This is a genomic window from Yersinia sp. 1252 StPb PI (assembly GCF_048593885.1).
Taxonomy (GTDB): Bacteria; Pseudomonadota; Gammaproteobacteria; order Enterobacterales; family Enterobacteriaceae; genus Yersinia; species Yersinia enterocolitica_E.
In genome coordinates this window covers 1-18,479 of record NZ_JAZGQE010000090.1, presented here as the reverse complement: position 1 = coordinate 18,479, position 18,479 = coordinate 1, and the positions used below count along the sequence as shown (strand labels likewise).

The following is an 18,479-nucleotide window of genomic DNA, read 5'->3' as shown; positions in this document are numbered from 1 at the left end:
AACTAAATATAATTTTTCACATCAAATGGGAAGGTAAGCGTCACAAATTTTATATTCACATACAGTAACCTTACTTAAAAGCGATACTCACAAAAGCATCGTTCATTTTTTATTTATCCGTGAAGGTAAAATATAAATTTTTATTTAATCGCAGCCAAAATAAAAAGCCCCTAAGAATGGGGGTTGAATTAAGCTAACAGCCATTATGACAACCTCACTATGGTAAATTCCGATTACTGAGGCTCTTGCGATTCATTCATAGAGCGTGATCCGGCGGATAAGATCGTGCTGGTGTACATCTGCAATGCTTTACCTGAGTACTCTTAACGTTGTGGGGCAACTCAGTAGAAAGAGCGGCTTACAGAATTGTAGCTAGCAACACGGGAAGAAGGCCGCAGGTTCAAGTCCAGCCACCGCATCAACACCCAGTTAACCGGTGAGTGCTGTGTCTTGCCCTCTACGCAGAGGGGCTTTTTTTCTCTAAAACCCTTATATCCCCTGTGCTTTCTGCCTATAATCACATTCACACACAAACACTTACAAAGTGAAGTCATGCTCGATTTTTTTAAAGAACTCTTTACTGCTATGCGTGCGACTGCTGTTGAGCGTATAAAAAGTCCGGTAATTGGTGCTCTGTGCTTTTCTTGGCTAATTTTTAATTGGGATAACATTCTTGTGATGCTATTCAGCGCAGCCACCATCGAAGATAAAATTGTCATGATAAAAGACAATTCGACGATGCTAACAGCGATGATATTTCCTATCATTTCAACCGTATTAATAACTATATTATTACCAATTATCTCGGCGAAAGTTATATCGATACAAAACAAGCCAACCATGGCATCCATGGAGGGATATGCGGATAGAAATGACGCGACCTTAGATAGAAAAAAAATCACCGAGCAAAAACGTGCCCGCGCAGATATCGCTTATGAAAGAGAAATAACAGGCGGTCAAGAGGAAATCCAGAAAATGAAGGAAGATATTGAAATTTCCAAGGAAAAAACAGGAGAAATAACCAAAGAGAAAAATGAATTGATTGCTGAGAAAAAAGCACTAATTTCTGAGAAAAACAGTCTAATTGTCGAGAGGGATGAATTGATTTCAGAGAAAGAAGTCATGCTAGAAACCAATAATAAACTATCTCAAGACATGCTCAAATTAACATTACAGCTTGATGAGGCTCGTAATAAATTAAGAACAAATAATCGATCTAATCCCCTTAAAGCAGACAGTACAGATTCTTCAATTGTTCGCGTAAATCGAACTCTAAAAGGGAAGACAATAATACCAAATCAAAAGAAATGATAATTTTATTACAAAATAACAATCACGCATACGGGTCGTGATCAGTAATACACCGGCCTTGCCGCTGGGCTCCGGGCAAATGTTGCTGTCGCGTGGTAACTGGGAATACAAAGGTCAGTACGAGAGCATCCCCCTTGCCTGATGAGCGATCTATTCTTTTTTCCAGCTATTACTCACTGATTTAATGCTGCTGCCTTAGCCAAAATCGATAAACACCGCGTCAGACCCCGTATTTGCCCTCAAAATCAGTAATACGCTTGGCTGAATATCAAATCATCTGTTGTGCGAGGATAAGTGCCAATGCACTTACTGTTCAGTCCTTGCCGCAGCTAGATAACGAAATCATCAGAACCGAAATATGCGAATAACCGGAGCGAGTGACACGTCACGCGCAGTAGCAACGCGATTCATTGCGGCATCGGCCAGGCCGGTAGGAATGAACTGAGCATCATTTAATATACCGTCAGAAATTTGAGTCTTCCGTCAATCTTTATCAATCGTAGAAAAGAGAAAGCCCTCTATGAATGCAGAGGGCTTAAGGGTTTTTCTATCGTGTTAAATAGTATTCAAACGGCCGTATACTATTCCCACTCAATGGTAGCGGGTGGCTTGCCACTGATATCGTAAACTACACGGGAAATACCATTCACTTCATTGATAATGCGGTTTGAAACGCGGCCCAGGAAGTCGTATGGCAGATGCGCCCAATGTGCGGTCATAAAATCGATGGTTTCTACTGCGCGCAGTGAAACCACCCAATCGTATTTACGCCCATCGCCCATCACACCAACAGAACGCACTGGCAGGAATACAGTAAAGGCTTGGCTCACTTTATTGTACAGATCAGCTTTATGCAGCTCTTCGATAAAGATGGCATCAGCGCGGCGCAGCAAGTCACAATACTCTTTTTTTACTTCGCCCAGAACACGTACACCCAAACCTGGACCTGGGAATGGATGGCGGTATAGCATGTCGTACGGCAGACCTAATTCCAGGCCAATTTTGCGTACTTCATCTTTAAACAGCTCTTTCAGCGGCTCAACCAGCCCCAATTTCATCTCTTTCGGCAAACCGCCCACATTGTGGTGAGATTTAATTACGTGTGCTTTACCAGTAGCAGACGCGGCTGATTCAATCACATCAGGGTAGATGGTGCCTTGTGCCAACCACTTCACTTGATCTTGCTTACACGCTTCTTCATCAAACAGTTCGACAAACACGCGACCAATGATTTTACGCTTCGCTTCAGGTTCATCGACACCAGCCAGCGCTGCAAGGAAACGATTTTCGGCGGCAACATGAACAATATTCAGGCCGAATTTATCACCGAACATTTCCAGCACTTGGTCGGCTTCGTTCAACCGTAGCAGCCCGTTATCGACAAACACACAAGTCAGGCGGTCACCAATAGCACGATGCAGCAGCATTGCCGTCACAGAGGAGTCAACACCACCGGACAGGCCAAGAATCACATGGTCTTCACCAATTTGCTCACGCAGACGAACAATGGCGTCTTCGATAATGGTGGCCGGGGTCCATAAGGCTTCGCAGCCGCAGATATCCAACACAAAGCGCTCTAACAGGCGTTGGCCTTGTTTGGTATGTGTGACTTCTGGATGGAACTGCACGCCATAAAAACGCTTCTCTTCGTTGGCCATAATGGCAAACGGGCAGGTATCGGTGCTGGCAACCGTCACAAAATCAGCTGGGATGGCAGTGACTTTGTCACCATGGCTCATCCATACATCCAATATTGCTTCGTTGGCTGGATTGATAGCATCTTTGATATCGCGGATCAGTGCGCTGTCAGTTTTGATTTCCACCTGCGCATAACCGAACTCGCGCTGATTTGAACCTTCAACTTTCCCCCCCAGTTGCATCGCCATAGTCTGCATGCCGTAGCACACACCTAATACCGGGACACCCGCAGTGAACACGTAATCAGGTGCGCGTGGGCTGTCGTGCTCAGTCGTGCTTTCAGGACCGCCAGAAAGAATGATGCCGCTTGGATTAAATTCGCGGATCTGAGCTTCGGTTACGTCCCACGCCCATAGTTCACAATAGACACCGATTTCACGAACGCGTCGCGCCACCAGTTGGGTGTATTGCGAGCCGAAATCAAGAATAAGGATGCGATGCTTATGGATATTTTTTGTCATGTGCGGCGTATTCCACAGAGAAATAATAAAATTAAATAGTTACCATAATTATTTATGAATCATTCCAGTCGGCGAAGCCAAGAAGTTAGTTAACGCCCGCAGCACAGCATACGCAGTTGACACTAAGTCAATGAGCAATGCGAGCCGCGAACGATGACCAAATTCGCCGGTTTAAGCCCCTGGAATTAGCCCATGCGATAGTTAGGGGATTCTTTAGTGATAGTCACATCATGCACATGGCTTTCTTGAATCCCTGCACCACTGATGCGCACAAACTCAGCTTTGGTACGCAATTCATTGATAGTGGCACAACCGGTAAGCCCCATGCAGGAGCGCAAGCCCCCCATTTGCTGATGTACAATCTCTTTCAACAAACCTTTGTATGCGACACGACCTTCAATACCTTCCGGTACCAGTTTATCGGCAGCATTGTCAGTTTGGAAGTAACGGTCAGAAGAGCCTTTGGACATCGCGCCCAGTGAGCCCATACCACGGTAAGATTTGAATGAACGGCCCTGATAGAGTTCGATTTCGCCCGGAGACTCTTCAGTCCCTGCCAGCATAGACCCCACCATGACACAGGAAGCACCCGCGGCAATGGCTTTAGAAATATCGCCAGAGAAACGGATACCGCCATCAGCAATCACCGGAATACCGGTACCTTCCAGTGCTTCGACCGCATCAGCAATCGCCGTGATCTGTGGCACACCTACACCAGTCACAATACGGGTGGTGCAAATTGAACCTGGACCAATCCCTACTTTTACGGCACTCACACCGGCATCAGCCAAGGCTTTTGCACCCGCGCCCGTCGCAACGTTACCGCCAACGATTTGCAGGTTAGGATATTTGGCACGGGTTTCACGGATTCGTTGCAGAACACCTTCAGAGTGACCATGGGATGAGTCAATCAGTAAAACATCAACACCTGCGGTGACCAGCGCGTCGATACGCTCTTCATTGCCGGCACCGGCACCCACAGCAGCCCCAACACGTAGACGGCCATGTTCGTCCTTACAGGCGTTAGGTTTGCGCTCTGCCTTCTGGAAGTCTTTTACAGTAATCATGCCGCGCAGATGGAAGCTATCATCAACAACCAATGCTTTCTCGACACGTTTTTCATGCATTTTTTGCAAGACAATTTCGCGAGCTTCGCCTTCCTTGACGGTAACCAGACGTTCTTTCGGTGTCATCACCGCCGTCACGGGTTGGTCTAAGTCAGTCACAAAGCGCACATCACGGCCAGTGATAATGCCAACCAGCTCATAATCTTCGGTTACCACCGGGTAACCAGCAAAACCGTTACGGGCAGTCAATTCTTTCACTTGGCGCAGTGTGGTGGTTGGGGTAACAGTCTGCGGCTCGGTAACAACGCCACTTTCGTGTTTTTTCACGCGGCTGACTTCTTCAGCCTGGCGCTCAATGGACATATTTTTGTGAATGAAACCTAAACCGCCCTCTTGTGCCAGCGCAATGGCCAGACGAGCTTCGGTAACGGTATCCATGGCTGCGGACAGCATAGGGATATTTAGGCGGATAGTTGCGGTCAGTTGAGTGCCAAGTTCGGCCGTATTAGGCAAAACTGTGGAGTGGGCTGGAACCAGGAGAACGTCGTCAAATGTCAGAGCTTCTTTCTTGATACGTAGCATGGGCAATATCTCACCAAGGTGGATGTGAAAAGATAAAATATTGCCGTGGCATTATACAGAGCGTAATCGGTTGCCTCCAGCACTTTCTCATAATTTTTCTTGCCAACCGGTCTGAGGTAGGTAATATCGATCAATTAAGTGCTTGTTTTAAAATTTGATCCAGGTCACATGTCACAATCTTCCGCATCAACAATTTTTACTGTTAGCCGTCTTAATCAGACGGTGCGACAACTGCTGGAAATGGAAATGGGCCAGATTTGGCTCACGGCCGAGATATCCAATTTCTCCCAACCGTCATCCGGTCACTGGTATTTCACCCTAAAAGACGCTCAAGCGCAGGTGCGTTGCGCGATGTTTCGCAACACTAACCGCCGTACCACGTTTCGTCCACAAAATGGTCAGCAAGTGTTGGTCAGGGCATCGATTACCCTGTACGAACCGCGTGGCGATTATCAGTTAATTGCGGAAAGCATGCAGCCTGCCGGTGACGGATTGCTGCAACAACAGTTTGATCAACTCAAGCAACAACTGGCGGCGGAAGGGCTATTTGATCAACATCATAAACAACCGTTGCCAAGTCCTGCCAGGCAAGTTGGCGTCATCACCTCTGCCAGTGGTGCGGCGCTGCATGATGTTCTACAGGTTTTGCAACGCCGTGACCCATCATTGCCGGTAATTATTTACCCAACAGCAGTGCAAGGAGTTGATGCTCCATTGCAGATAGTCCGTGCCATTCAGTTAGCTAACCTACGTGCCGAGTGCGATATATTAATCGTCGGGCGCGGCGGCGGATCGCTGGAAGACCTGTGGAGTTTTAACGACGAACGGGTCGCCCGCGCTATTTTCAATAGCCACATCCCGATAGTCAGTGCGGTCGGCCATGAAACCGACATCACTATTGCTGATTTTGTCGCTGACTTGCGGGCGCCAACACCGTCTGCTGCCGCAGAATTAGTAAGCCGTAACCAGATTGAGCTGGTCAGGCAAATTCAAGGGCAGCAGCAGCGGATGGAAATGGCGATGGATTATTATCTGGCGCAGCGCGGCCAGCAATTCACCCGCCTTGAACACCGTTTACAGCAACAACATCCACATTTGCGACTGGCACGTCAGCAGACACTGTTATTAAAGCTGCAACGCCGCCTGGAAGAGAGCGCGCAAAACCAAATCCGCTGGTTAAGTCGGCGCACCGAACGGCTCCAGCAGCGCCTCGCGCAAGTGCAACCGCAAGGGCAAATTCACCGTTACAGCCAGCAAGTGCAGCAGCAGGAATACCGTTTGCGTCAGGCATTAGAGCGCCAGCTTAATGGTTATCGGCAGCGTTTTGGTATCGCCTGCTCGCAGTTAGAGGCCGTCAGCCCATTAGCAACCTTGGCCCGTGGCTACAGTGTCACGCAGACTCCGGCTGGGGTAGTGCTGAAAACCACTAAGCAGGTGCAGACAGGTGATAAGCTGACCACCCGATTGCAGGACGGTTGGGTAGAAAGTGAAATCACCCAAATCAATGTGGCGAAGAAGGTTCGTCAACGGAAAGCGGCAAAAGAGTAACGCCGCCTGGCTCAATTGCTGCCAGTCAAATCGTCGGCAAGTAACTAAAGTGAACGCGGCTTTTCGAAATGAGTCCGTGACCGTGCTGGCAGAAATAATCAATCGCGCCACACGCCTTCAGCACCTGCAACGGTTTGGCGCAATCAGGGCACTCCGCCTGTTGCTGATAGTTGCCATGGCAATTAGAGCAATGAAAGTGGCCACTTACTTCGGTCATCAGTTTTTGGCAAACCGGGCATAATGCATCCATCGACTTCTCCTTAAAAACTACATCACCCCGAGCGATCGTAGGAAGTAAATCCCCAGCGCGGTGGTAAAGAATGAACCGACCGTGGTGATGGCAATGATATTCGCCGCCAGGGTGGCATTGCCTCCCATGGCGCGGGTCATAACATAACTGCCAGCCGCCGTTGGAGTGGCAGAGAACAGAAATATAATCCCTAATGTCGCCCCACGAAAGCCCATCAACAAGCCACCAACGGTCATCAATATTGGCACCACGAATAATTTAGCTGTTGAAGATAACGCTGCCACATTGGAAGAACGGAACATCGCGTGCCAGTCGAGGCTCGCTCCGGTGCATAACAGAGCCAATGGTAATGCCAAAGCAGAGATATAACTCCCCGTCTGGACAATCACCTGAGGAAGGGGTAATTGCGTTTGTGCGTAGAGTAAACCGCACAGTAGCCCAATTATCAGCGGATTAGTCACAATACTGCGTAACAGTGCCAATTTACTGATTTTGCCGCCCTGCCCAGCTTGCAGACTGCGAGTCAGGGTGATCACCGACAGCATATTAAATAAAATTACTGTCACCGTCAGATACATCGAGCCGAGTGCCACCCCTTCGGCACCATATGCCGTCATGGCAAAAGCCAACCCCACGATAGCAGTATTGGCTCTGAACCCTCCCTGCACGAATACACCACGCTCTTTTGGGTCTTTTACCAACCACTTGGCGGCGACTTCCAACAGCAAGAAGGTCACCAACGTACCAATAGCGCCATAAACAACCAAGGGTAGGTTATCCAATAAGCTGACATGATTAGTCGCGACACTAAAAAACAGCAGACAAGGGAGGGCGAGATTGAAGACCAGCTTGGTGGCACCATCGCAGAAGCGATCATCCATCAAGCCAAAGCGCCGTAACAGCACACCGAGTAACATCATCAGCAAGTTAGGCATCGTGACACTAAATGCAAAACTCCAGGTTTCCCAAGACATGACTGACTTTCAACTCCCTTTGTTTACGGTTAAGCGGCCAAAGCTGCGTTTTACTGACCTCGGTCGTTAAATGTGCAAAAAGCGCGGAATACCCGCGCTTTTTAGTATACCCAATAGATGCCAAGATACAGGAAGGCGGCAAGCGAGATACAAATCGGTCGGGAACCGATTTGAACAGCATTTATGCAAGCCCGCAGGGTGAGCCTCAAGGATGAGGCTCATTAATCCCGATGAGCTTACGCAGTCAAGTGATTCGGGTTATTGAGAGCAGCCAACACACCTGCAACTTGACAGATGAAGGGTAGATTATTTACCTTTTTTCAAGTGCGACATCAAACGCTTACGTTTACGCATCTGATTTGGTGTTAATGGATTGCGCTTACCCGCGAATGGGTTCTCGCCCTCTTTAAACTGGATGCGAATTGGCGTCCCCATTACTTTCAATGAACGACGGAAGTAATTCATCAGGTAGCGTTTATACGAATCCGACAGGTCAGTAACCTGGTTGCCGTGGATTACGACAATCGGCGGGTTGTAACCCCCAGCATGGGCATACTTCAATTTGACGCGACGGCCACGCACCAAAGGAGGCTGATGGTCTTCTTCGGCCATCTGCATAATGCGGGTCAGTAAGGAAGTGCCCACACGTTTGGTTGAGCAGTCATAAGCTTCTTGAATAGATTCAAACAGATTACCCACGCCACTGCCATGTAAGGCTGAGATAAAGTGAATCCGCGCAAAATCGACAAAACCAAGACGCAGATCCAGCATATCTTTAACCTGCGCACGCGCTTCTTCTGTCATGCCATCCCATTTGTTGACCGCAATAACAAGTGAGCGCCCACTATTGAGAATAAAGCCCAACAGCGACAGATCCTGATCCGAAATACCATCACGAGCATCAATAACCAACAGTACAACATTGGAATCTTCGATGGCCTGCAAGGTTTTAATTACTGAGAATTTTTCAACCGTTTCGGTGATTTTGCCGCGTTTACGCACCCCCGCAGTATCAATCAGGATATATTCACGCTCATCGCGGGTCATAGGAATATAAATGCTGTCACGCGTGGTGCCCGGCATATCATAGACCACCACCCGATCTTCACCGAGAATGCGGTTGGTTAGTGTGGACTTACCTACATTAGGACGCCCGACAATTGCCAGTTTGATTGGCAGAGTCCGTGGGTCAAAATCATCTTCTGCGTCATCTTCAGGAACAGCGTCGTCCTCAGCTTCCTGTGCGGCCCAATAAGCCGCATTCGCTTCTTCATCGGTCAATTCAATTTCAGGTTCTACAGCATCCATATAAGGTGCCATAACATCTTCAATCAACTGAGTCACACCACGGCCATGGGACGCCGCGATAGCATGAACTTCACCTAAGCCCAATGAATAGAAATCTGCTGTAGCAGTATCTGGATCAATACCATCAGTTTTGTTGGCAACCAGGAAAGTCGCTTTTTCACGACTGCGCAGATGCTGGGCAATCCCCTGATCCGCAGGCATCAAGCCCGCACGGGCATCAACCATAAACAGGACAATATCGGCCTCTTCAATCGCCAATAACGATTGACCTGCCATCTTGGTTTCTACGCCATCTTCTGTGCCATCAATACCTCCGGTATCGATAACAATAAACTCATGACCCTCGACCTCGGCACGACCATACTTACGGTCACGCGTTAGCCCGGGAAAGTCCGCAACTAACGCATCACGGGTGTGCGTTAAACGGTTAAATAGAGTGGATTTACCCACATTCGGGCGCCCGACCAGCGCGATGACAGGTATCATTGTTGAAGCCTCATTACTTAATTTTCAAATCATTACAGCGCTGTACCAAACCTGCAACAGCGCAGTTTTTAGAAGACAAACGGCCCCTGAATCTCAGGAGCCGCTTAAAACCCTGCGTTTTGAACGTTGCTGCGATATTAGCGGCATTCACTAACCCGAATAACTGACGGTATCAGTTCATTAGGGTTCATTCGTTTGCTGCCTTGCTGCAACACCAATAACTTTGGGTATTGACCTATTATTGGCCTGTTAAACAGGCACTAAATCAGGATTAACGGGTGAACGCGTATACCGTGCCGCCTCTCGCCTGAACCAGCAACTTATCGCTGGCAACCACTGGCGCACTCAGGAAGCCGGAGCTGTCTACGCTCTGCTGAGCGACAAAACGGCCATCATCGGTATTCACCCAGTGCAGATAACCTTCGGCATCACCTACAACCAGATACCCATTATACATCACAGGAGCTGTCAAGTTACGATGTAATAAATCGCTTTGACTCCAAAGGGTTATACCGCCATCTGTTTTCAGCGCAACAATTCGGTCATTTTGATCGACCAGATAAATGCGACCCGCGTCGACAATGATGTCATTCACTGATCCCATTTCACGCTTCCACAGGATCTGGCCGGAACGCAGATCTAATGCAGTCAAGTTACCATTGTATGCCAAAGCATAAACCACACCATCAACAACCACAGGCGTGGTATCAACGTCGTTCAGGCGGTCAATTTCAGTGGTACCTGTCACTTGGGAAATACGCTGTTGCCAGATCAACTGGCCTTGTTCCATCATTACCGCACTGACGCGGCCATTGTCACCACCGACAATCGCTGCACCGAATGCGACTGCTGGCGCAGATTCACCGCGCAGAGAGAGCGCTGGTGTATCGAGGTTTAATGTCCACTTAATCGCACCGTCTGATTCATTCAGTGCTTGCAGCATGCCATTTGATGTATGGATCAGTACCACCCCATCGCTGACAACCGGACGAGATAATGCTTCACCCGCCACCACGGTCTGCCATGCAACCTGACCATCATCGGAATTAAGCGCATAAACTACCGCTTTCTCGCTGCCGACATACACATGGGCACCTGATGCAGTGACGCCACCAGATAACATTGCAGAACGGTTGCTGGAAAGGAAGTTGGTTTTTTCAGACAAATCGGTTTGCCAGATTTGCTTACCGCTGTCGGCGTCCATGGCTTTCACCAAACCTTTACGGTCGGCGGCAAAGACAGTCGTCCCCTGCCAGGCTGGGCGCAAATGGGAGTAATAATCACCGACACCACCACCTACTGAGGTACTCCACACTTTAGTTGGTGTGAATTGATTCTCAATTTTTGGCAGTGGTGACATGGTAACCACATCTTCTTCACTGTTAAACAGTGAACAACCGCTCAATAGGGCAACAGATACCAGTCCTACTAAGAGTGTTTTACGCAATTGCATGGGAATACCCCTTAGCTGGACAAATTATTCAATTTCATGCGCAGCAAAGCTTGCAGCGCCTGAGAAGCATTTGATTCGACGCCTTTGCTGTAAGCAGCTCGCGCACCTGCGGTATCACCTTTACTCAATAGCGCATCGCCACGGACATCCTGAGCCATCGCAGTCCAACCATCACCCTGCACCGCATCCAGCGTTTTCAATGCGTCGTCTGGTTTCTTCAATTGCAATTGCAGACGTGCAAGACGCAAATTAATCAGTGACAACAGATTTTCATCTTTGGTCTGACCCAGCGCCTGAGTGAGTTGTTGCGCCGCTTTATCAAACTCATTTAGCTCAACAAAGTGATGAGCCAGCTCTAACCCGGCCAGTACGCCGTAGTTATTGCTATTGCCCTGAACAAATTTTTCAGCAACAGCAACACCATCAGCACTGTTAGCTGACAAAGCATCACTGGCTTGCTGATAGGCAGAGGAGGCTTCCGTCAAGACAGTGTTCTGATGACTCTGCCAGTAACGCCAACCCACTAATGCACCAATCCCGAGCACCACACCCACGGCCAGCGCTTTACCATTCTCACTAAAGAAACGGCGCACTGCATCAACCTGGTCATTTTCAGTGGTATAGACTTCCACGGTGTCTCTCTCCTTAACCCAACATCAAAGCCAGACGCGCAGCAACATCCGCTTGCGCCAGCGTTTCTTGTTCACCATTTCGCAAATCTTTTACGACCACTTGCTGTGCTGCTACTTCGCTTTCGCCAAGCATTAATGCCACACGGGCACCCCACTTATCAGCGCGGGTAAATTGCTTTTTGACATTACCACCGCCGTAATTGGTCATTAATTTCAGCGTTGGCATGGCATCACGCAGGTTTTCAGCAAGTAGCATTGCGGCACTTTGCGTATCCTGACCAGACGAAATGACATAAACATCTACTGTCGCTGGTACCTGGAAGTCAGCATTTACGGCCTGCACTAACAGAACCAAACGCTCAAGGCCCATGGCAAAACCAACCGCAGGCGTTGCACGCCCACCGAGTTGTTCAACCAAACCGTCGTAACGCCCACCGGCACACACAGTGCCCTGTGCGCCCAAGCTATTGGTGACCCACTCAAATACCGTACGGTTATAATAATCTAAACCACGAACTAAACGCTCATTGACGGTATATGGGATGCTGGCCTGGTCTAAAAGTTCACACAGACCTGCAAAATGTTGTTTTGACTCTTCATCCAGATATTCAGATAGCTTAGGCGCATCATTTAGCAGCAATTGAACATCGGGATTTTTGGAGTCCAACACCCTCAGCGGATTACTGTACATCCGGCGCTTACAATCTTCGTCCAGTACCTCAACGTGTTGCTCGAGGAAAGTCACCAGCGCTTCACGGTAATCAGCACGCGCATCCAATGATCCAATGGAGTTCAGTTCAAGTTGCACATGCTCTGAGATACCTAAAGCACGCCACCAGCGGGCCGTCAGCAAAATTAATTCAGCATCAATATCCGGCCCTTGCAGACCGAAAACTTCCGCACCCAACTGATGGAATTGACGATAGCGGCCTTTCTGTGGGCGCTCATAGCGGAACATCGGACCGATGTACCACAGACGCTGTTCCTGATTGTACAGCAGACCATGTTCAATACCTGCACGTACACACCCTGCGGTTCCCTCAGGACGCAGTGTCAGACTTTCGCCATTGCGATCATCAAAGGTATACATCTCTTTTTCAACCACGTCGGTGACTTCACCGATCGCGCGCTTGAATAACGGGGTCTGCTCTACAATCGGCATGCGAATTTCGCTATAACCGTAGCCTGCAAGCACTTGCTTCAAGATACTTTCAATGCGCTGCCATACTGCCGTATCGGCTGGCAGGTAGTCGTTCATACCACGGATGGCTTGAATGTTCTTTGCCACGTCTGTTCTCTGTAGTTTTATACCCTGTTTACTTGAAGCAGCAGCGCCGTTCGCAGCCACTCTAATTACTTTGGGCATGGTGCAAAAAATAAAGCCGATTATAGAGGCTTGCCACCCATATATTCAATGATGACAACTTGTTACCCCTACTGGCGCAATGTAAAGCGGGCTAAAACCCGCTTTTGTGCTGACCGACAACCCATGACCAACGATGTTTATTCATCATCCAATTGATTGATAACAATCCGATTATTAGCATCAAGCATTGATGCTTTAGCCCGAATTTTGGCTTCCAACTGGTCAATCATATTTTTGTTATCAAAGCGTTCTTTTTGACGAACACCGTCTTCGTAGAAACCGCTTTTGTTATGAGCACCGGTCACACCGATAGTCGACACTAAGGCCTCACCCGGGCCATTGACCACACAACCGATGATAGAGACATCCATAGGTGTAATCAGATCTTCTAACCGCTGTTCTAAAGCATTCACAGTACCGATAACGTCAAACTCTTGGCGCGAGCATGTTGGGCAAGCGATAAAGTTAATCCCACGGGCACGGATGCGCAAAGATTTAAGAATATCGAAACCGACTTTGACTTCTTCAACCGGATCAGCCGCCAGCGAGATACGCAACGTATCGCCAATACCTTCAGACAGCAACAAACCTAATCCAATGGCAGATTTAACTGAACCACTGCGCGCACCACCCGCTTCGGTGATACCCAAATGCAAAGGTTGGTCGATTCTTTTGGCTAACAAACGATAGGAGTTTACCGCCAGGAAAACATCTGAGGCTTTAACACTGACTTTAAACTGATCAAAATTGAGGCGGTCAAGAATGTCGACATGACGCATCGCGGATTCAAGCAGGGCTTCCGGCGTAGGTTCACCGTATTTCTCCTGAATATCTTTCTCCAGCGATCCACCATTGATACCGATACGGATAGGGATGTTGTAGTGGCGAGCGCTAGCAACCACGTCTCGGATACGGGCTTCGTTGCCAATATTACCGGGGTTAATGCGCAAGCAATCAACACCGTACTCAGCCACTTTCAGGGCGATACGGTAGTCAAAATGAATATCAGCAACCAGCGGCACAATGACGTCTTTATGCTGCTTGATTAATTTAAACGCCTCAGCCGCTTCCATGGTGGGTACTGAGACTCGCACGATATCCACACCAACACGTTGCAATGCTACGATTTGGGCAACAGTCGCAGCAACATCCGTGGTTTTAGTATTGGTCATCGATTGCACTGCAATCGGCGCACCATCACCAATTGGCACTTTACCGACGTAAATCCGGGTAGATTTACGTCGGATAATTGGGGTTTCGTTATGCATTACACACTCTCCTTTACAGTCGTGTAGTTTATACAACAAAGCAGTTTTTCAAAACTACAGTGGCGGTTTAGCTGAACCACAACATAGTTTGTCAAAACCACAATATTACTCTACACCGACAGTCAGGCGCGCTACGCGATTAGCCTTAATAAACTTACTCAAATCAACCGGATTACCCTGATATGTGATTGTCAGCGCACCAGGTGCACCGATAGTCAGTTTATAAGGGGATTTCCCCGATAGGTTGAGGGTCGCGCCTCCTTTTTGGATACCGCTAAACAATGTTTTTCCACTCGCATCAACAACCTGTAACCAGCAATCAGCTTTGAAGTTCATTACCAATGAACCCACAGATGATGCCGCACCATTTACCCCAGCGTCTGCTGTAGGTAGTGGTGATTGCGCGGTAGAAGCATCAGGCACAACTGCCTGACTCGGGGAAACAACCACAGACTCCGCCGGAGTCGCTCCCTGATTAGTTGCTGTCTCGACACGGTTATTTACCGTATCCACAGGTGCTGTACTGTTTGTTACCGGTGCAGTACCACTTGCCGTTGGTGTAGAGGCAGGCTGACTATTCGCAATCGGAGCCTGGGTATCGGTCGGCGCGTTAGGATCGCTATTCTCATCAGACAGCGGCACAGATTGCCCGCCATTCTGCAACAGCTGGGCAGAGGATTGATCAGCCATAGTGGCTATCTCTGCTTGCTGCGCCTGATGATTTTGCCACCACCATGCTCCTGTCAACCCCAGCACAACCAACACAATAAGCCAGGTGAAACTCATCAACCAGCCATCACGTTTTTTATGCTTTTTCCCCAATGAAAAACTTTGCATTGGGGCCACTTTTGCTGCCCTGATTGGTGCTTGTTTTGCCAACATAGGTAACAGTTCATCTTCAGGAAGGTGAACCAGTTTGGCGTAGGAACGAATGTAACCACGGTGGAATGTTGAGGCGAGATTAGCTTGCGCTTTATCCTCCTCAAGATCACGGATTGTGGATACCTTCAAACACAGACGTTCTGCAACCGTCTGCTGAGTTAGCCCTAGAGCTTCGCGGGCTTGACGCAGGCGCACACCTGTCGTCTCTGGAACAGTTTGATCTTGGGAGGCTTCAGTATTCATTAGCTAGAAAATGCTGGTACTGTTTGGATTGTGGAAAACTTCGCGCAAGCTGCTTGCCATAGCGTTGAACACTATCTTGACGGCCTGCTAGCGCGGCGAAACGAATTTGTAACCATAAACTTTCAGCACTGGCCGGAAGTGTATGTTGGTAAACATCCAGTAATAGTTGCGCCTGAGCGCGATTCCCTTCTCCAAAATGCCTTTGAGCTTCTGCAAGCAGCGGCTCACCTTTATCAGGATCATACTTCAATGCCCGACTCAACAGTATCCGAGCCTGGTCATTTTGATTGGCCCGTAAAAAGCAATATCCAGCGTTTTCCAGACTATCTGCCACCTGACCGTAATCGGGCAGCAGCGCTGCTGCGCTAAACTGTTGTTGGGCCGGTACATACTGCCCTAAACCACACAGAAACGCACCGTAATTATTCAGTACCGTGCCATTTCCAGGTGCCAGTTTCATCGCTTGCTGATAACGCTGCTCTGCGGCACTGTTTTCACCGATACGTTGTTCGTAAAACGCCATACCCAATTGAGCGCGATAATCCTGTGGATCAGCCTCTACAGCCTTCTCAAGATTCTGCCGCGCGGCATTAAGATCACCCTGCGCCAAATACTCTAAACCCAGTTGTAAACGCGTCTGCCCGGCGGCGGATTGGCTAACCTTTTCCGGCGATGAACCGGAACAACCAGCCAATACGGTCGCAATCAGGCAAACTCTCCACAGTCTTGTCAGCTTCATGCTTTCTCAATTGTCCTTATATGTGAAGATACCCGTCATACCTCAGCGTCATGCTCGTTCGCGATACTCACGACTTGAATTATTTAGGGTATAGCTTTTTCAGTATTGAGCATCTAACAAATTATAAGTTAAATAACAATTAGTTATATAGAACAAATCAATACTTTCAATCAGACTGTCTTAATAACGATAGGTTCACCGGCCATTTTCTTTTTCAAAGTACGCTTGGTGCGGTCAATCACCTCACCCGCTAACTGGCCACATGCAGCATCTATGTCGTCACCACGCGTTTTACGAACAATGGTGGTAAAACCATATTCCATCAATACCTTAGAAAAACGATCCACCCGGCTGTTTGAACTACGGCCATAAGGTGCGCCAGGGAACGGGTTCCATGGGATCAAGTTAATCTTACATGGTGTGTCTTTCAGACATTCCGCCAGTTGATGAGCTTGTTCCACGCTGTCATTGATGTGATCCAGCATAACGTATTCGACGGTAACCCGCCCGCCATTGGCTTTGGATTTATCCAAATAACGCCGTACCGCAGCCAGGAAGGTTTCAATATTATATTTACGGTTGATTGGCACGATTTCATCGCGGATATCATCGGTCGGCGCGTGCAATGAGATAGCCAACGCCACATCAATCATATCACCCAGCTTGTCCAACGCCGGAACCACGCCGGAAGTAGACAAGGTCACACGGCGTTTAGATAAGCCGAAACCAAAGTCGTCCATCATGATATCCATGGCCGGCACCACGTTATTCAGGTTGAGCAAAGGTTCACCCATCCCCATCATCACCACATTGGTGATTGGGCGGATACCGGTGGCTTTTACTGCGCCGATAATTTTGGCAGCACGCCATACCTGACCGATGATTTCCGATACCCGCAGGTTACGGTTAAAGCCCTGTTGTGCTGTGGAGCAGAATTTACACTCCAGTGCGCAGCCTACCTGGGATGACACACACAGTGTTGCGCGGTCGCCTTCCGGGATATAGACGGTTTCAACTTGCTGATCACCAACTTTGATGGCCCATTTAATGGTGCCATCCGTTGATCGCTGCTCTTCAGTCACTTCCGGTGCACGGATTTCTGCTACCCGCTGCAATTTGGCGCGTAGCACTTTATTAATGTCGGTCATTTGCTCGAAATCATCAAAGCAATAGTGATATATCCACTTCATGACCTGATCTGCCCGGAAAGGCTTCTCGCCCATTTCGGCAAAAAATTGGCGCATTTGTTGACGATTTAAATCGAGCAGATTAATTTTGCCAGTGACGGGCGCGGTGGTGACGACCGTGCTGTCAGGCGTAGGGGCAGCAGCAATTGGCGCTGATGAAGTTAGTAATTGTTCAGACATGAGTTGTCGTGGCCTCGTTGTTACACTTTACGGCGCTGCGCTTTAAACCGGATAGGCTTTCGAAACGGCGATAAATAAATAATAGAACGCCCCGGGAGAGATGTCTCCACCGGGGCGCGGCATTGTACAAATTTTAGAGCATGGATTCCATGATTGGAAAGGTGTCCGGGCAACTTTATTGTTTCAGTTGATTAAATCTCGGCCATTCCTACACAGAATCAACTCATTAGCGACGGGGAAAAATCTCATCCGCAGCGAAGAAATAGGCAATTTCACGCTGAGCTGATTCAACCGCATCAGAACCGTGTACTGCGTTAGCGGTAAAACTGTCGGCAAAGTCAGCACGCAAAGTACCCGCCAGTGCGTTATCTGGGTTAGTAGCCCCCATGATATCGCGGTTGCGCTGAACGGCATTTTCGCCTGCCAGAACTTGTACCATAATTGGGCCAGAGGTCATAAATTCAACCAAACCATCGAAGAACGGGCGGCCTTTATGTTCTGCGTAAAAACCTTCTGCTTGTTCTTTGGTCAGGTGCAGCATTTTTGCAGCAATGATTTCGAAACCAGCACTTTCAAAACGCGCATAAATGGCACCAATGTCGTTATTGGCAACAGCATTGGGTTTGATGATGGAGAAAGTACGTTCTAAAGCCATGATAACCTCTATTGAATTTCTAATATTGACCGGACGTGGAACCTGCCCCACTAACTACCCTAAATAAGGATATAAACTTGGCTGGTGAACGGTTCCTTTACTACAAAATTATGCCGACCCCTGTACAGTGGCCGCCGATTATAGGTGCGTGATTAACGCTTGCATACGGGAATCACAACATTTCATTAA

The 18,479-nt window shown here is 48.4% G+C and carries 15 protein-coding genes; 2 read left to right on the top strand and 13 right to left on the bottom strand.

Annotated features, from left to right (window positions below):
• The first annotated feature begins 552 nt into the window (after positions 1-552).
• Positions 553-1,311 carry a hypothetical protein gene (locus tag V2A85_RS13970; protein WP_420071668.1) on the top strand — a complete coding sequence of 253 codons (759 nt, stop codon included), beginning with the start codon at positions 553-555 and terminating at the stop codon, positions 1,309-1,311.
• Positions 1,312-1,892: 581 nt separating this feature from the next.
• On the opposite strand, the gene guaA is transcribed toward V2A85_RS13970, so the two are convergent.
• Positions 1,893-3,470 (bottom strand): glutamine-hydrolyzing GMP synthase, encoded by a 1,578-nt coding sequence (gene guaA, locus V2A85_RS13965; protein ID WP_083163218.1) that lies wholly within the window; start codon positions 3,468-3,470, stop codon positions 1,893-1,895.
• 185 nt (positions 3,471-3,655) lie between these two features.
• A complete protein-coding gene (guaB, locus tag V2A85_RS13960) occupies positions 3,656-5,119 on the bottom strand; it encodes an IMP dehydrogenase (RefSeq protein ID WP_083163216.1) in 1,464 nt (487 codons plus the stop codon).
• Positions 5,120-5,287: 168 nt separating this feature from the next.
• Between guaB and xseA the strand changes: the two genes are divergently transcribed.
• On the top strand, positions 5,288-6,667 hold the full coding sequence (gene xseA, locus V2A85_RS13955; protein WP_372559656.1) for an exodeoxyribonuclease VII large subunit: 1,380 nt from the start codon (positions 5,288-5,290) through the stop codon (positions 6,665-6,667).
• Positions 6,668-6,692: 25 nt separating this feature from the next.
• Here xseA and V2A85_RS13950 read toward each other — a convergent pair whose 3' ends face one another.
• The 11 genes from V2A85_RS13950 to ndk all read right to left on the bottom strand — a co-directional run bounded on the left by V2A85_RS13950 (position 6,693) and on the right by ndk (position 18,290).
• Positions 6,693-6,917, bottom strand: a complete 225-nt coding sequence (locus V2A85_RS13950; protein ID WP_372559657.1) for a zinc ribbon domain-containing protein — start codon at positions 6,915-6,917, stop codon at positions 6,693-6,695.
• A 17-nt stretch (positions 6,918-6,934) separates the two neighbouring features.
• Positions 6,935-7,891, bottom strand: coding sequence for an AEC family transporter (locus V2A85_RS13945; RefSeq protein WP_083163209.1), 957 nt, complete (start codon positions 7,889-7,891; stop codon positions 6,935-6,937).
• Positions 7,892-8,197: 306 nt separating this feature from the next.
• Positions 8,198-9,685, bottom strand: a complete 1,488-nt coding sequence (gene der / locus V2A85_RS13940; protein ID WP_372559658.1) for a ribosome biogenesis GTPase Der — start codon at positions 9,683-9,685, stop codon at positions 8,198-8,200.
• A gap of 271 nt (positions 9,686-9,956) precedes the next feature.
• Positions 9,957-11,138, bottom strand: coding sequence for an outer membrane protein assembly factor BamB (bamB, locus tag V2A85_RS13935; protein WP_083163205.1), 1,182 nt, complete (start codon positions 11,136-11,138; stop codon positions 9,957-9,959).
• Between the two features lie 11 nt (positions 11,139-11,149).
• On the bottom strand, positions 11,150-11,770 hold the full coding sequence (locus tag V2A85_RS13930; protein WP_372559659.1) for a YfgM family protein: 621 nt from the start codon (positions 11,768-11,770) through the stop codon (positions 11,150-11,152).
• 13 nt (positions 11,771-11,783) lie between these two features.
• The gene (hisS, locus tag V2A85_RS13925; protein ID WP_083163201.1) at positions 11,784-13,058 is read right to left on the bottom strand and encodes a histidine--tRNA ligase; all 1,275 of its coding nucleotides are present in this window, start codon (positions 13,056-13,058) and stop codon (positions 11,784-11,786) included.
• A gap of 215 nt (positions 13,059-13,273) precedes the next feature.
• Positions 13,274-14,404, bottom strand: a complete 1,131-nt coding sequence (gene ispG / locus V2A85_RS13920) for a flavodoxin-dependent (E)-4-hydroxy-3-methylbut-2-enyl-diphosphate synthase (RefSeq protein ID WP_420071667.1) — start codon at positions 14,402-14,404, stop codon at positions 13,274-13,276.
• A gap of 105 nt (positions 14,405-14,509) precedes the next feature.
• Positions 14,510-15,529, bottom strand: a complete 1,020-nt coding sequence (gene rodZ, locus V2A85_RS13915) for a cytoskeleton protein RodZ (RefSeq protein ID WP_372559662.1) — start codon at positions 15,527-15,529, stop codon at positions 14,510-14,512.
• The gene (pilW, locus tag V2A85_RS13910) at positions 15,519-16,268 is read right to left on the bottom strand and encodes a type IV pilus biogenesis/stability protein PilW (RefSeq protein ID WP_420071666.1); all 750 of its coding nucleotides are present in this window, start codon (positions 16,266-16,268) and stop codon (positions 15,519-15,521) included. The genes rodZ and pilW overlap by 11 nt, the downstream gene beginning before the upstream one ends.
• Positions 16,269-16,438: 170 nt before the next feature.
• Positions 16,439-17,635, bottom strand: a complete 1,197-nt coding sequence (locus V2A85_RS13905; RefSeq protein ID WP_420071665.1) for a bifunctional tRNA (adenosine(37)-C2)-methyltransferase TrmG/ribosomal RNA large subunit methyltransferase RlmN — start codon at positions 17,633-17,635, stop codon at positions 16,439-16,441.
• A gap of 226 nt (positions 17,636-17,861) precedes the next feature.
• Positions 17,862-18,290: a nucleoside-diphosphate kinase gene (gene ndk / locus V2A85_RS13900; RefSeq protein WP_372559665.1), complete on the bottom strand. Its 429-nt coding sequence runs from the start codon at positions 18,288-18,290 to the stop codon at positions 17,862-17,864.
• Between the last annotated feature and the right edge of the window lie 189 nt (positions 18,291-18,479).

Bases quoted from the DNA above. Each gene is read 5' to 3' on its own strand.
- pilW (WP_420071666.1), bottom strand. From the start codon at position 16,268: ATGAAGCTGACAAGACTGTGGAGAGTTTGCCTGATTGCGACCGTATTG.
- V2A85_RS13945 (WP_083163209.1), bottom strand. From the start codon at position 7,891: ATGTCTTGGGAAACCTGGAGTTTTGCATTTAGTGTCACGATGCCTAAC.
- der (WP_372559658.1), bottom strand. From the start codon at position 9,685: ATGATACCTGTCATCGCGCTGGTCGGGCGCCCGAATGTGGGTAAATCC.
- V2A85_RS13970 (WP_420071668.1), top strand. From the start codon at position 553: ATGCTCGATTTTTTTAAAGAACTCTTTACTGCTATGCGTGCGACTGCT.
- guaB (WP_083163216.1), bottom strand. From the start codon at position 5,119: ATGCTACGTATCAAGAAAGAAGCTCTGACATTTGACGACGTTCTCCTG.
- V2A85_RS13950 (WP_372559657.1), bottom strand. From the start codon at position 6,917: ATGGATGCATTATGCCCGGTTTGCCAAAAACTGATGACCGAAGTAAGT.
- V2A85_RS13905 (WP_420071665.1), bottom strand. From the start codon at position 17,635: ATGTCTGAACAATTACTAACTTCATCAGCGCCAATTGCTGCTGCCCCT.
- guaA (WP_083163218.1), bottom strand. From the start codon at position 3,470: ATGACAAAAAATATCCATAAGCATCGCATCCTTATTCTTGATTTCGGC.
- ispG (WP_420071667.1), bottom strand. From the start codon at position 14,404: ATGCATAACGAAACCCCAATTATCCGACGTAAATCTACCCGGATTTAC.
- rodZ (WP_372559662.1), bottom strand. From the start codon at position 15,529: ATGAATACTGAAGCCTCCCAAGATCAAACTGTTCCAGAGACGACAGGT.
- bamB (WP_083163205.1), bottom strand. From the start codon at position 11,138: ATGCAATTGCGTAAAACACTCTTAGTAGGACTGGTATCTGTTGCCCTA.
- ndk (WP_372559665.1), bottom strand. From the start codon at position 18,290: ATGGCTTTAGAACGTACTTTCTCCATCATCAAACCCAATGCTGTTGCC.
- xseA (WP_372559656.1), top strand. From the start codon at position 5,288: ATGTCACAATCTTCCGCATCAACAATTTTTACTGTTAGCCGTCTTAAT.